The following is a 12,645-nucleotide window of genomic DNA, read 5'->3' on the forward strand; positions in this document are numbered from 1 at the left end:
CTGATCGGATCCAAAACAAGTGAAAAGACCCTTTGGGGTAGCAGAATGCCGCCATTGCACCGCCATTCCTGCACAAATCGACCGAAAATAATCTGCATAAATCTATAACTGCGGAAGTTGGGCTAACCCGGAAACCCATGTACTTCCGCTTTTGGGGACCTGGAGAGCCCTCCCGGCCAGCACTCAAATTCATAACTTGTCGTTATACAAAGAGTTATGTAATCGTGCGCCGCGCCCCGTACTCCAATGAGACCTTGAGCTGTCTCGTGTCGCGGGCGTCCGCGGGACCCGTATAGACCTGACAAAAGCGGGCGGCGGTCATGCGACCGGCCGCCCGCTGCGACTGCTGCACTCGTTGCGGTGAGAGTTATTTCCGTTTGCGGCGAATCAGGGCTGCCAGACCGCCCAGCGCCAGCAGGCTCATTGTCGCCGGCTCGGGGATGTCCATCGAAAGCGTCAGGTCGCTCATCGGATCGAACGCGCCGTCGACGTTAAAGACGCGCACATTGTCGATGGCGCCGTCCCAAGGCGAATAGTTACCGGAAACGCCGCCGACGGTGAGGTCGCCGCCGTTGATGCCGCTGTGTTCGAAAGAGTACTTCGACTCGCCGTTGACGTAAAAGGTGGTCTGGCCGCCGACGGTCACGATCGCCAGGTTATACCAGGCGCCGTCTTCATAGTTGAAACTCGCCAGATCGCCCGTCCCTGCCAGATGAAAGTTGATCGTCTGATCGCTGGGGTTCCAAATCCCCAGCCCGCTGGACCAGAAAGCGTCCCGCCGCTGGCCGTTGTTCGTCAGGCGAACCCACATCTCGATTCCGTGGTCGGCGCCCAGCGAGACGGTGTTGGCGTAATAGTACATCGGGTCGCCCGTGCTCATGGACACCGCCAGAGAACTGGCCGCGCCGGCTCCGGGCGCAACGTACGTTGCAAGAATCGGGTTGGCCGGAACCTCTTCCGGCTTGCTTCCAACGGGCCACCATTCGTCGTAAAGAGTCAGGCTGTTGCCGTTGCCGGAGCTGTCTACGCCAGTGGCGTTGACGGCGTTTCCTGCCGTCGCGCCGGGGTCGTCCTCGCCCATCAACCACAACGCCTGAGTGACGGTGCCCGCCTGTGCCGATGCCGCCAGGGCCAATACGCCTGCAAGAGCCAAAATCAAAGTAGACCGGGTCATGTGCTTCTCCTTCGCTTGGAATTAAGGGGTTCGCTCGCTTAGTGACCCTTCCATTGTATTTGGTTTGCCTTTTTAGTAAAGAATCATATATCGGATGACGATGTATCAATTTTCATGGCCCGAAACGTCAAACGCATCCTGCTGGCCGGCAACGACCGCGACGACGTGCGCCGCGGCGTGTGCGATTATGCACAAAAGGCCGGATGGGTGGTGATCCTGGCCGAGGGGCTCAGGCAGACCCCTTCCGAGGCGGCAGAGCTTTGGTCCGTAGCCGGAATCATCGTCAAGGCCATTCACCGCGACATGCGCTTCTGGGTGCGCTCTCGCGTCCCGGTCGTCGGACTGGGGCTGCCTTTCAAAAGGGCTGGCGTCGTGGCGGCGGCCGACGATTACGCGATCGGGCGGATGGCGGCAGAGCATCTTCTGCAGGAACGCTTTGCGCACCTGGCCTACTGCTACGTCGGCGGGTATCTGTGGATTCACCTCCAGCGCGACGGATTTGAAGCGGCTGTGCGGCGGGCGAAGAAGCAGTTCTATCTGCTCGATTGGTCCGCCAGCGAACCTGCCCGGCGCGGGTACACCTCCCGCGCGTTCTGCCGATGGCTGGGCCAGGAACTCACCGCCCTGCCCAAGCCCCTGGGGCTGCTGCTGGACAGCGACTGGACTGCCGTCGATGCCCTCGAAGCGTGCATCGAAGCCAACCTGGCGGTGCCTGAGCAGGTGGCGCTGATCGGGGTGGGCGACTGCCTGGAGATCTGCCAGGCCGCCCCCGTGCCCCTGTCCAGCGTGCGCATTGACGGCTACCAGCAGGGCTACCGCTCGGCCGAGTTGCTCGATGCTCGCATGTCCGGGCGGCCCATTCCCCGCCGGCACGTGCTGATCCCGCCGCCGGGCATTGCGGTGCGTCAGAGCAGCAATATCATCGCCGTGCCGCACCTGCCGACGGCGCGGGCGTTGCGATTCATCTGGGACCACCTCGCCGACAGCGCCCTGACCAGCAACGCCGTCGCCGCGGCCGTCGGGCTCTCGCGCGGCTCATTGGACCTGCATTTCCTCAAGCACCTGGGCAAGACGGTGGCCCAGGAGATCGGCCAGGCTCGTTTGACGCAGGCGAAAATCCTGCTGGGCGGGACAGACAAGACCCTGGCGCAGATCGCCCGCCAGACAGGTTTCAGTTGCGCCCTGCACCTGCGCCGAACGTTCAACCGCGCCGAAAGCACCCCCCTGTCGCGCAGACCGCCGCCGACTACATGAAGGAACTCCCTGTCCCGTTAAGCCGCCGGGCCTGCTCCTGCGGCAGGCGGCCATAATCGCCCATGGTCCAGTTCTCCAAGCTCTGATCCGGGCGGTTTGGGCCACAGAGACACAGAGCTCACAGAGCCGAGCGAAGTCAAGGGCGGCGGCATCTAATTGGGTGGCATGGCGACACGCGTTAGCAGGTCGCCATGGGGTGTTCAGCGCAAGGATCGCAGCAAGCCCCCCTGGAGTGCGGCACCGTTACATTAGGTCGCGAACCATCGTTGAAGTCGATCAAGTATCATCGTGGCGCCTCTCCGGGTTGTGCTGTGTCGATGGACATCTCGGGTATCCAGTTGATTACCTGTCGCCATAGACCAGCATCTAACTCCTTAAGACGGCTTGTCAGCCTTTGCGCCTCGCTTTTATTGCCGCGGCCCCATTCGGCAAGTGCCAAATATTGAATTGCAGTCCCGTTCTGGCTGTCGAGCTCCAGGACCATCCGCAAGGCCTTGGTGGCGCCGGGATAATCCTTCAGGTAATACAAGCTTACTCCAAGATCCGAAAGTACCTCGACGTTCCTGGGCGGGACAGCGGCCACATCCTTCAGTAGTTCGGATGCTTCAGATTCTTTGCCCGACCTGAGCAGGACCCCCGCGAGAAAGCACTTCGCCATAGCGTTCTTTGGATCGATCAGAATCGCTTCGCGCAGGCAGGTCTCAGCAGTTGCATACTCCTGTTCATGCCGACAGATTCTCCCGGTCCAGATCCAACTGTCCAGAAGAACCTGCCGGCCGCGGGCGCTTTCCCAGAAGGCTTCCAGATACTGCCTTGGGTGCCTCTTTGCCTTTCCTCTTTCTTCCCCGGAAAAAGTAGCCGCGGCCACAACGTCCAGTTCAGCCCACCCCTGCGGTCCCTGTCGCTGAATGAAGTTTTTGACCGGGCCAGCCATGGCCAAACCCAAGCCCGGCCCCATCATCCCGCGTGCATCCCAAAAGTTTAAGGCAAATCGAATCTGGTCATCGAGATGAAGCAGCCGTTTCGTCCACACCGAAACGTGGCGGAAGTCCTTATGCATGCACAAGGCACAACCCAATAGATCGCTTTCGACAACGGTCCTTTTCGGATCTTGGCACACGGCCTGATATTCTTCTCTGAGGGCCGGCAGAACTTCTCGGTAGCCACACCTGGAGACCATAACGAGAAGATTCACGCGATCCGTCCCCGTGAAGTGGCTGAAATTCGTCCATAGATAGCGGCCTGCGGACTCATTCAGAAAAGGCCAACCCGGATTCTGATCCCATGGTGTGCTCAGCAGAAGCCTCTGATCCTGCTCGCCCAGTCGGGAGAACTCTTCTTCAAAAGCCCGAAGCCCATCTTCACCTCGCTTCAGAAGCTCTCTTCGAATAGCAAAATCTTCAACGTCACTGTCACCCTTAGCCAAGGCAAGCGACATCCTCAAATGGTCATTTGCTAATTTCCGGCTATCCACTTCTGGAGACGATAAGACAAAGCAACAGATGACGGCAGCAAGTAGAAGTACAGATATCGCCACAAGAAAGATATGCCAGTAGCTACCATGGTTTTTTATCATCTGCAATTCTCAGCACCTTCTGAAGCGCGCCAGATTGTTCGCAATCTCAACCATCCGTCAGAGGCCGCCTTTTATGTCTTCAACATGCCGGCCCTATTTGAGACGAACGAGCGGCAGATTTCTTTTGAAAAAGTTGAAAAAATCTCCATTGCGGTTCTTCAGCAGCAGAAAGGCGTTGTCCGAGGTGGTCACAATTTGTGACCGGCTCCGCTTGGCGGTGGTTTAGCACCCGCCTCGCAGAGGCGGCAGGTTTTAGACGCCACCGGTGGTCGAGAGTCAAAAGCCTTCCGCCTCTGCGAGGCGGGGAGATTATGAAGACGTTCTCCGGAGGCTCGCGCCTGCGGCTAAATTCTGGAGCCTCTTGGAGGCTCATTTTCGGAGCAAAGGCTGCCAAGCCGCCGGCGGCTTGGGGTCGCTCTATTTTCGCGGATTTGCCGGCGAGCTTCTGCATAGGATTAAGCAGGCCTCCGGGCCATGTCCTAAAAAGGAAGCCGCGCGATGAAGATTGCCGTGTTGCGGGAAATCCTGCCGGGGGAGACCCGGGCGGCGGCTGTGCCGGAATCGCTACGGCGACTGGCGCGGGGGGGCACGTCGGTGGCCGTCGAGGCGGGGCTGGGTCGCGGCTGCGGTATCGCCGATGACAAGTACGCCTCCGCCGGAGCGAGCGTGGCGCCCGACGCCGCGGCGGCCCTGGACGGCGCAGAACTCGTCCTGAAAGTGCTGCCGCCGGCGTGGGGCCCCTGCGCCCCGCGCGACGAAGTTGAGTTGCTCCACTCGGGGCAGGTGCTGGTGGGCATGCTCGCCCCGGCGGCCAATCCCGAACTCATCGCCGCCCTGGCACAGCGGGGCGTCACGTGCTTCTCGCTGGACGCCATGCCCCGCATCACCCGCGCCCAGTCGATGGACGTGCTGTCGAGCATGAGCACCGTCGCGGGGTACCAGGCGGTGGTTCTGGCCGCGGCCGCACTGGGCAAAATGATGCCCATGATGATGACCGCCGCCGGAACCATCAAACCCGCCAACGTGCTGGTGATCGGGGCGGGCGTGGCCGGGCTTCAAGCCGTCGCCACCGCCAGGCGACTGGGCGGCGTGGTCAAGGCCGTCGACACGCGTCCGGCCGTCAAGGAGCAGATCCTCAGCCTCGGCGCCAAGTTCGTGCCGCTGGAAGTGGCCCACGACGCCGAGGCCGCCGGCGGATACGCCGCCGACCTGGGCAGCGAGTACTACCGCAAAGAGCAGGAGATTCTCGCCCCGCACGTGGCCGAGGCCGACATCATCGTCGCCACGGCCATGATCCCCAATCGCAAGGCGCCGCTGCTGATCACCAAAGACATGCTCGCCTCGATGCGCGGCGGCAGCGTGATTGTGGACCTGGCCGCCTCGGCCGGGGGCAACTGCGAAGCGACCGAGCCGGGCAAGGACGTGCAGGTCGAAGGCGTCAAGATCCTCGCCCCGCTCAACCTGCCCACGCAGGTGCCCCTCGACGCCAGCCGCATGTACGCCTCCAACATCGCCTCGTTCGTCGCCGAGCTGGTCAAGGACGACCAGGTCAACGTGGATATGGAAAATGAAGTGATCGCCGACACCCTTGTCACGCGCGACGGGCAGGTGGTCGAACACCGAAAGGGCACGCCATGATTGGCCAACTACTCACACTGGCCGCCGCCGAGATGACGCTCACGATGGCCGTCATCGTCTTCGTGCTGGCCATGTTCGTCGGCCTCGAGATCATCACCAAGGTCCCCACCATGCTGCACACGCCGCTGATGAGCGGGTCTAACGCCATCAGCGGCATCACGATCGTCGGGGCCCTGGGCGCCGCGGCGGTGCTCAAGGGCGGCGGGCATGAGATCCTTGCCGCCACGGCCGGCACGCTGGCCGTCACGGCCGCCATGATCAACGTGGTCGGCGGGTACCTGGTGACGCACCGCATGCTGGGCATGTTCAAGAAAGGCCCCAAGCCATGAGCCTGTTGGCCGCGTACATTCCGGAAACGGTGGTCGACTTCGCGTATCTCGGCGCGGCGATCCTGTTCATCTATGCCCTCAAGGCGATGGCCTCGCCGCGGACGGCGCGGGTGGGCAACGCCATCGGGGCGGTGGGCATGCTCGTGGCCATCGTCGCGACGCTGCTGGTGCTGGAGATCATCGACTGGAAGTGGATCGTCGTGGGGCTCATCGCGGGCACCGCTATCGGGGCGGTCGTGGCCTATACCGTCAAGATGACGGCCATGCCCCAGATGGTGGCGCTGCTCAACGGGTTTGGCGGTCTGGCGTCGGGCCTGGTGGCGCTGGTGGAGGTGTACGGCGGGGGCACGACGACCGAGAGCTCCGCCGAGTTCCTGGTCATCGCCGGCATCAGCACGTTGATCGGGTGGCTGACGTTCACCGGCAGCCTGGTGGCGTTCGCCAAGCTCCAGGAGGTCGTCATCGGCGGGCGGCCGATCGTCTTTCCGTTCCAGAAGCTGGTCAACTTCGCGATGCTCGCGCTGGCCGCTGCGCTGATCGCGCTGCTGGCGTACTTGCCGGACTTTCCGCACGTGATCATCCCGCTGATCCTGGTCGCCGCGGTCATCGGCGTGCTGTTCGTGATTCCCATCGGCGGGGCCGACATGCCCGTCGTCATCAGCTTGCTCAACAGCTATTCGGGACTGGCCGCGGCGGCAACGGGGTTCCTGCTCAAGAACAACGGACTGATCATCTCCGGCGCCCTGGTGGGCGCCTCGGGCATCATCCTGACGCGCCTGATGTGCCAGGCCATGAACCGTTCGCTGCTCAACGTGCTGTTTGCGGCCGTCGGTCAGGTGCGCGCGGGCGAGCAAAAAGAACGCCCGCCGGTCAAGCGGTACTCCGCGGAGGACGCCGCCATCGTCATGGAGGGCTCGCAACTGGTGGTGATCGTGCCGGGGTACGGCATGGCCGTGGCACAGGCCCAGCACGTCGTCAAGGAACTGGCCGACCTGCTGACCGCGCGCGGCATCGAGGTCAAGTACGCCATCCACCCCGTCGCCGGACGCATGCCCGGGCACATGAACGTGCTGCTGGCCGAGGCCAACGTGCCCTACGACCAGCTCTACACGATGGAACAGATCAACCCCGAGATGGAGCGGGCCGGCGTCGCGCTGGTGATCGGGGCCAACGACGTGATCAACCCCGCCGCCCGCACCGACAAGGGCAGCCCCATCTACGGCATGCCCATTATCGACGCCGACAAGGCCCGCACGCTCATGATCATCAAGCGCAGCCTCTCGCCGGGCTTCGCCGGCGTCGACAACGACCTGTTCTATGCCGACAAAACCATGATGCTCTTCGGCGACGCCAAGGCCATGGTCAGCGACATCGTCGCGGCATTAAAGGCAGGATGATCGAAGGGTGCCGTGGCGCGCAGGGCCGAAGGCCCGAAGAGCCACGATCCCCGAACCTTGGGGCAGTCGTGGCTGTCGGGCTTCGCCCTCCCGCCACGGCACCCGGCACTTCCATCGCGTGCGGCCCTATGGAGTGCGGCAGCAGCAGCTGCCGCTTTGGATGTTTTTTGGCACAAGCAGTGCCCAACCTTCCGCACCATCCCAACAACAACCAAAGCGGCAGCTAAGGCTGCCGCACTCCATAGTTCTGCCCGCATAAGATTCTTTCATGCCCGAGCCAACAAGATATGTCGTCACCGGCGCCTTCGGTTTCCTGGGGCGCCATATCGCCCGGCGGTTGATCGAGCGCGGCGACCAGGTGCTGAGCCTGAACGGCCGACGGCCCGATATCGGCGACGACCGGCGCATCGCCGTGGCGCGGCTGGACTTCGCCTCGCCGGACAAGCTGGTCGAGTCCCTGCGCGGCGCGGCCGTGCTCTTCAACACGTATTGGATCCGCTACCCGATGCACGGCCTGACGTTCGAGCAGGCGGTGGAGAACTCCCGCGTCCTGATCGCCGCGGCGCGTGAGGCGGCGGTGCCGCGCGTCGTCCACATCAGCATTACCAACCCCTCAGCCGATTCGCCGCTGGGGTATTTTCGCGGCAAGGCGCGGGTCGAGGAGTCGCTGAAAGACTCGGGCCTCTCGCACGCGATCCTGCGCCCGGCGGCGCTCTTCGGCGACGAAGGCATCCTCATCAACAACATCGCCTGGGCCCTGCGGCGCCTGCCCGTCTTCGCCCTCTTCGGACGCGGCCGGTACCGCCTGCAGCCGATCTTTGTTGAGGACCTGGCGGAGTTGGCGATCGAGCAGGCCGCCCGAACGGAGAACGTCACCCTCGACGCGATTGGCCCCGAGACGTTCACCTATCGCCAGCTTGTCAAAGCCATCGCCCGGGCCATCGGGGTGCATCGGTTCATCGTGCCGGCCCCGCCGCCGGTGGCGCTGGCGATGGTGCAGGCGATGGGCTGGATCCTGGGCGACCCGATCGTCACGCCCGAGGAAATGCGCGGCCTTATGGACGGCCTGCTGGCCACCGATTCGCCGCCGGCGGCGTCCACGCGATTGAGCGACTGGATGAGAGACCACGCCGCCGACCTCGGCCGAAGCTACATGAGCGAGCGCGCCCGGCGAAGGGGCCTGGTCTACGATTGAGGTGAAGGCGCATTATCTTCGTGGTGTGAGGTTCTGGGCTTGAGGGCCCAGAAACATTTCACGACTAACGTGGCCAGGATCAGAATTGCCAACCCGGCATCAAATGTCACAACGGCAGCCCGCCCACCCGCAGAGTAGAGCGACCTGTAGATAAATCGCCAGAATGATTGCTGATTCTGTGGGTTGGCCAGTTCCGACTCGAAACAGGTCGCATGGCTGGTCGCAGACCACAGGGACCCAGCTGCACCGGCCAGCAGTAATAAAGAAAACATCCAGTTCCGCAATCTGCTAATTGGCTTGGCAGGCCCTTGAGTCATTGCGGCACGCTTGGCGGCACGGACTGCACCTTGATCATGTGCTGCAAAGCGTCCCAGCCGGCTAACTGCGCAGCCGTCAGCGAGGCCTCTTTTCCTGTCATGAGATGATGCCGCACCGCGCGCAGCCGCCTTCGGGTGGCGCGCGGGAGATTGGCCTTGTCATTAACGACGATGCCCGTGACGCACTGGGCCATGTGGCGCCGGCGCACGCTGCGCTTGCGGCGGTGGTGCGTGCGATAGCCAAAGCCGCTCAGCACCAGTTGCGCCGCCGAGACCAGCATGTTCACGCGGGCCGCGTCCGCCGGTTCGCTGAACGAAAAGGCCATGTCGTCGGCGTAGCGCGTGTACGTGGCGCCCATCTTCGCGGCCAGGGCACTCAGCCGCGCGTCGAGGCGGTAGTTGAGGAGGTTGCTCAGGCACGGACTGGTGGGCGCGCCCTGCGGCAGAGCGCCTTGATGGGTGCAGATCCGCGTCAGGAGGGCGGCGGACGAATCGTCGTAGCCGATGAACCTGAAGTATTCCTCCACGCGCCGGGCAGTGGTCGAGGGGAAGAAGTCGCGGATGTCCAGCCGCACCAGTACGCTGTGCCCCACGTGAGGCAGGGCATTAGTGACAATAGACCGCCCGCGGCGGAACCCGTTAACCGCCGGGTGCGCCTTGAGCCCTCCAAGCACCTTGCGCAGGATGTCACGCTGAAGCGCCTTCAGGCCCGGCTGCGGGGCGTGGATGGTCCGGCGGCCGCCGCTGCGCTTGGCGATGGAGAAAGTCTCGTACTCCACCGCGATCTGTGAGAGGGCGTTGCTGTCGCGGCCGAGCCGAAGTGCCAGGTCGGCCAGGAAGAATTTCGGCGGACGCCGCCGGCTGCGCTTGGGCGGGGAGGGGGCGGCCGCAGCGCTGCCGCGTCCGACAGGACCGTCAGGCGCCCCGGCGGCGCGATACGGATTGGCCTCGCTGCTGCCCAGCAGTCCGCGGATGATCTGCCACAGTCCCATGGTCGCTTCCCTTGGTGCAACATGTGCAGGCGCCCGGCTGGGGATCGTCCGGTCCCCAGCCGGCGCCCGCGGCTGTCTTGCTTCACCGTGCGACGGTGAAACTCCTGCTGAAGGTCTTGTTACCGCGACCCGGCTGACGAAACATCAGCCTTCGCTCTGCATTTGAGCTTTGCCAAGACAGTATGAGTTTTATAGTCGCCGCCGGCGCCCGCTGCAATCGGTCAGAAAAAAATCTGAGATGCGCCCGAGGCGCTACGCCTAGAATGTTCTAACTGTAGCGGATTGGGTTTAGAAATGGCGCAGGCCCTTGTGCCCGATGGGATAACGCAATATCCTATGACAGGCCGAGAGAGCAAGTTTTGAGCCTGGGGCAATGCGATTCCGCCGCAGGATAGACGATCGTTACTACGAAAGGAGACATGATGCCTATTCCGCTTCACGTCCCGCCGGAGTCGTTGACGCCGGAACTGCTGGACATCCACCGCGCCATCGAGAGCTTCAATGAAGAGTTTGAAGCCGTCGCGTGGTACTCGCAACGGGCGGCCGTCGCGACCGATCCGGCGCTCAAAGCCGTTCTCGAGCACAATCGCGACGAGGAACTCGAGCACGCCTCGATGCTGCTGGAGTGGCTGCGGCGAAACTTCCCTCAACTCGCCGAGCCGCTTCGGACCTACCTGTTCACGACGCTGCCGATCACCGAAGTCGAAGAAGCCCAAACCCAAGGCTCCGCCCCCGCCGCCGGCGCGGCTGCGAGCCTCAACATCGGATCCATGAAGTAAAGGAGAACTATCCGTGGCAAGCATACTCAAGCGCGAATTCGCCCCCATCAGCGACCTGGCCTGGAACTGGATCGACTCCGAGGCCCAGCGCACCCTCAAGCAGAACCTCGCCGCCCGCAAGGTCGTCGACTTCTCCGGACCGCACGGATGGGAGCTGGCGGCTATCAATCTCGGTCGGCTCGAAAACGTCAAGAAAGACAACGTGCCCTGGGGCATCCGCCAGGTGCAGCCGCTGGTCGAGACGCGGATTCCCTTCACGCTCGCGCAGTTCGAGCTGGACAACCTGACCCGCGGCGCCAAGGACGTCGACAACCAGCCCATCATCGACGCCGTTGAAAAGGCCGCCCGCTTTGAAGACACCGCCGTCTTCACCGGCTTCGACGCCGGCGCGATCAAGGGCATCGTCAAAACCGCCGCCCACGACGCCATCGCCCTGGGCGAACCGGCCGCCATGGCCTCGGCGGTAGGGCAGGCCGTCAAGACGCTCATCACCGCCGACGTCGGCGGACCCTACACCCTGGTGCTGGGGCAGGATGAATACTTTGCCCTGCTCGCCGCGGCCAGCAAGGCCCCCGTCCCGCCGTACGAGACGGTCAAGCAGATCCTCCAGGGCGAGATCGTGATGTCGCGAGTGCTCAAGGGCGGGCTGGTCGTCTCCAAGCGCGGCGGCGATTTCGAGCTGACCGTCGGCGCCGATTACGCCATCGGCTACAGCCAGCACGACAGCAAGAACGTCGAGCTGTTCATCACCGAGTCGTTCACGTTCCGCGTGATCGACCCGCGTGCGGCCGTCGTCCTCAAGACCGCCAGCACCAAATAGCTGACATCGAACGCATCCACGAAAAGCGCGGCGGGCAACCCCCGCCGCGTTTTTCTTTTGTTACAATGCTCGTTCTTTCAGGAGTACGTTCATGGCCGGTGAGTTTCGCAGCGACGACTGGAACACGTACAAGATGGTCTACCACGAGCCGCACCGGGCGGTCGAGCCGGCGGAAAAGGAGATCGCCGTCGTCGCCGCCGCCCTCGAGGCCCTGTGCGAAGCGCACATCCTCCCGCACGCGCGATACGACCACGAGAAGTTCCTCGCCCACCGCCGCAGCGTGGCGGAGAACTTCGAGATCCCCTGGACGGCCATCACGCCCCGCATGCAGCGGCTGCTCTACGCCATCAACGCGATCATCCAGCCCCAGAACATGATCGCGGCGGGCGTTTTTTGCGGCAACACGTTCATCTCAAACGCCGGCGCGGGCGTTGGCCCCGGGGCGTGCTACCAGGCCCGGGCGCTGATCGGGGTGGAGATCAAGCCCGACGAAGCCGCCCGCGCCGAACGCAACGTGCGCAAGATCGACCCGACGGGCACGGCCCGCGTGATCGCGGCGGACGCCGTGGACGTCGCGGCGAACTTCGACGAGCCCGTCGGCGTGCTGTACCTCGATGCCGACGGCGACAAGGACCGCGGCAAGGGGATTTACCTGGAGATCCTGCGGGCCTGCTACGACCGCCTGCCCGCCGGCGCGGTCGTGCTGGCGCACAACAGCGTCAACGCCGCCCCGCGCCTCGGGCAGTACCTGGCCTTCGTGCGCAGCAGCGACAACTTCCGATCGAGCGTGAATGTGATCTTCGACGGCGAAGGCCTGGAAGTGTCCGCCAGGTAGCGACGGAGGCTCGGGGAGGCTCGGAGGGAATCGTACTGCAAATGCAGTGGCCCGCCCGATCGCGCGGCGCGTTTCACTTCGTACACTGGGATAGAGGAAAGGGGACCAACCATGAAGACATGCCTGATCATCGTCACTGCAATGGTGTTTGTTGCCGCGGCGGCTTTGACATCCGGGTGCTCCGTCAACGTCGAACGCACAACAGGCTATACGCCCTCGCCGTCTAGCTACGAAGCCGAACAAGCGGCCGACCGCACCGCTGAGTATCGCCACCAGAGCGTCGAGCCCGACGTCTCGCACGATACGACGGTCGAAGGAACACCCGCACCGGACCGCTGA

The 12,645-nt window shown here is 63.4% G+C and carries 13 protein-coding genes; 10 read left to right on the forward strand and 3 right to left on the reverse strand.

Annotated elements, in window-relative coordinates; all coding sequences use genetic code 11:
• Window positions 1–367: 367 nt before the first annotated feature.
• A complete protein-coding gene (locus tag ABFD92_10985) occupies window positions 368–1,174 on the reverse strand; it encodes a LamG domain-containing protein (GenBank protein MEN6505057.1) in 807 nt (268 codons plus the stop codon).
• A gap of 114 nt (window positions 1,175–1,288) precedes the next feature.
• On the opposite strand from ABFD92_10985, the gene ABFD92_10990 reads away from it, so the two are divergent.
• Window positions 1,289–2,428, forward strand: coding sequence for a substrate-binding domain-containing protein (locus ABFD92_10990; protein MEN6505058.1), 1,140 nt, complete (start codon window positions 1,289–1,291; stop codon window positions 2,426–2,428).
• Window positions 2,429–2,711: 283 nt separating this feature from the next.
• Here the strand turns inward: ABFD92_10990 and ABFD92_10995 are convergent, their stop codons facing one another.
• Entirely contained in the window at window positions 2,712–3,854 is a 1,143-nt protein-coding gene (locus ABFD92_10995) for a hypothetical protein (protein MEN6505059.1), read from the reverse strand.
• Window positions 3,855–3,974: 120 nt separating this feature from the next.
• Here ABFD92_10995 and ABFD92_11000 point away from each other — a divergent pair, with 120 nt between their 5' ends.
• The 5 genes from ABFD92_11000 (at window position 3,975) to ABFD92_11020 (ending at window position 8,563) form a co-directional block, all read left to right on the forward strand.
• On the forward strand, window positions 3,975–4,205 hold the full coding sequence (locus ABFD92_11000; protein ID MEN6505060.1) for a hypothetical protein: 231 nt from the start codon (window positions 3,975–3,977) through the stop codon (window positions 4,203–4,205).
• A gap of 297 nt (window positions 4,206–4,502) precedes the next feature.
• Complete coding sequence (locus tag ABFD92_11005; protein ID MEN6505061.1) at window positions 4,503–5,642, forward strand: Re/Si-specific NAD(P)(+) transhydrogenase subunit alpha; 1,140 nt, start codon at window positions 4,503–4,505, stop codon at window positions 5,640–5,642.
• Window positions 5,639–5,971, forward strand: a complete 333-nt coding sequence (locus tag ABFD92_11010; GenBank protein ID MEN6505062.1) for an NAD(P) transhydrogenase subunit alpha — start codon at window positions 5,639–5,641, stop codon at window positions 5,969–5,971. Before ABFD92_11005 ends, ABFD92_11010 begins: the two co-directional genes overlap by 4 nt.
• 5 nt (window positions 5,972–5,976) lie before the next feature.
• The gene (locus ABFD92_11015) at window positions 5,977–7,368 is read left to right on the forward strand and encodes an NAD(P)(+) transhydrogenase (Re/Si-specific) subunit beta (protein ID MEN6505063.1); all 1,392 of its coding nucleotides are present in this window, start codon (window positions 5,977–5,979) and stop codon (window positions 7,366–7,368) included.
• A 268-nt stretch (window positions 7,369–7,636) separates the two neighbouring features.
• Complete coding sequence (locus ABFD92_11020) at window positions 7,637–8,563, forward strand: NAD(P)H-binding protein (GenBank protein MEN6505064.1); 927 nt, start codon at window positions 7,637–7,639, stop codon at window positions 8,561–8,563.
• Between the two features lie 313 nt (window positions 8,564–8,876).
• On the opposite strand, the gene ABFD92_11025 is transcribed toward ABFD92_11020, so the two are convergent.
• On the reverse strand, window positions 8,877–9,872 hold the full coding sequence (locus ABFD92_11025) for a reverse transcriptase family protein (protein ID MEN6505065.1): 996 nt from the start codon (window positions 9,870–9,872) through the stop codon (window positions 8,877–8,879).
• A gap of 422 nt (window positions 9,873–10,294) precedes the next feature.
• On the opposite strand from ABFD92_11025, the gene ABFD92_11030 reads away from it, so the two are divergent.
• The 4 genes from ABFD92_11030 (at window position 10,295) to ABFD92_11045 (ending at window position 12,645) form a co-directional block, all read left to right on the forward strand.
• Complete coding sequence (locus tag ABFD92_11030) at window positions 10,295–10,651, forward strand: ferritin-like domain-containing protein (protein MEN6505066.1); 357 nt, start codon at window positions 10,295–10,297, stop codon at window positions 10,649–10,651.
• 13 nt (window positions 10,652–10,664) lie between these two features.
• On the forward strand, window positions 10,665–11,471 hold the full coding sequence (locus tag ABFD92_11035; GenBank protein MEN6505067.1) for a family 1 encapsulin nanocompartment shell protein: 807 nt from the start codon (window positions 10,665–10,667) through the stop codon (window positions 11,469–11,471).
• A 91-nt stretch (window positions 11,472–11,562) separates the two neighbouring features.
• Window positions 11,563–12,306, forward strand: a complete 744-nt coding sequence (locus ABFD92_11040; protein ID MEN6505068.1) for a class I SAM-dependent methyltransferase — start codon at window positions 11,563–11,565, stop codon at window positions 12,304–12,306.
• A gap of 111 nt (window positions 12,307–12,417) precedes the next feature.
• Window positions 12,418–12,645, forward strand: coding sequence for a hypothetical protein (locus tag ABFD92_11045; protein ID MEN6505069.1), 228 nt, complete (start codon window positions 12,418–12,420; stop codon window positions 12,643–12,645).

The organism is Planctomycetaceae bacterium (assembly GCA_039680605.1).
GTDB lineage: Bacteria > Planctomycetota > Phycisphaerae > SM23-33 > SM23-33 > JAJFUU01.

Excerpts from the sequence above, each read along its gene's own strand:
- ABFD92_10985 (MEN6505057.1), bottom strand. The coding sequence starts at position 1,174 with ATGACCCGGTCTACTTTGATTTTGGCTCTTGCAGGCGTATTGGCCCTG.
- ABFD92_10990 (MEN6505058.1), top strand. The coding sequence starts at position 1,289 with ATGGCCCGAAACGTCAAACGCATCCTGCTGGCCGGCAACGACCGCGAC.
- ABFD92_11000 (MEN6505060.1), top strand. The coding sequence starts at position 3,975 with ATGCCAGTAGCTACCATGGTTTTTTATCATCTGCAATTCTCAGCACCT.
- ABFD92_11005 (MEN6505061.1), top strand. The coding sequence starts at position 4,503 with ATGAAGATTGCCGTGTTGCGGGAAATCCTGCCGGGGGAGACCCGGGCG.
- ABFD92_11010 (MEN6505062.1), top strand. The coding sequence starts at position 5,639 with ATGATTGGCCAACTACTCACACTGGCCGCCGCCGAGATGACGCTCACG.
- ABFD92_11020 (MEN6505064.1), top strand. The coding sequence starts at position 7,637 with ATGCCCGAGCCAACAAGATATGTCGTCACCGGCGCCTTCGGTTTCCTG.
- ABFD92_11025 (MEN6505065.1), bottom strand. The coding sequence starts at position 9,872 with ATGGGACTGTGGCAGATCATCCGCGGACTGCTGGGCAGCAGCGAGGCC.
- ABFD92_11030 (MEN6505066.1), top strand. The coding sequence starts at position 10,295 with ATGCCTATTCCGCTTCACGTCCCGCCGGAGTCGTTGACGCCGGAACTG.
- ABFD92_11040 (MEN6505068.1), top strand. The coding sequence starts at position 11,563 with ATGGCCGGTGAGTTTCGCAGCGACGACTGGAACACGTACAAGATGGTC.
- ABFD92_11045 (MEN6505069.1), top strand. The coding sequence starts at position 12,418 with ATGAAGACATGCCTGATCATCGTCACTGCAATGGTGTTTGTTGCCGCG.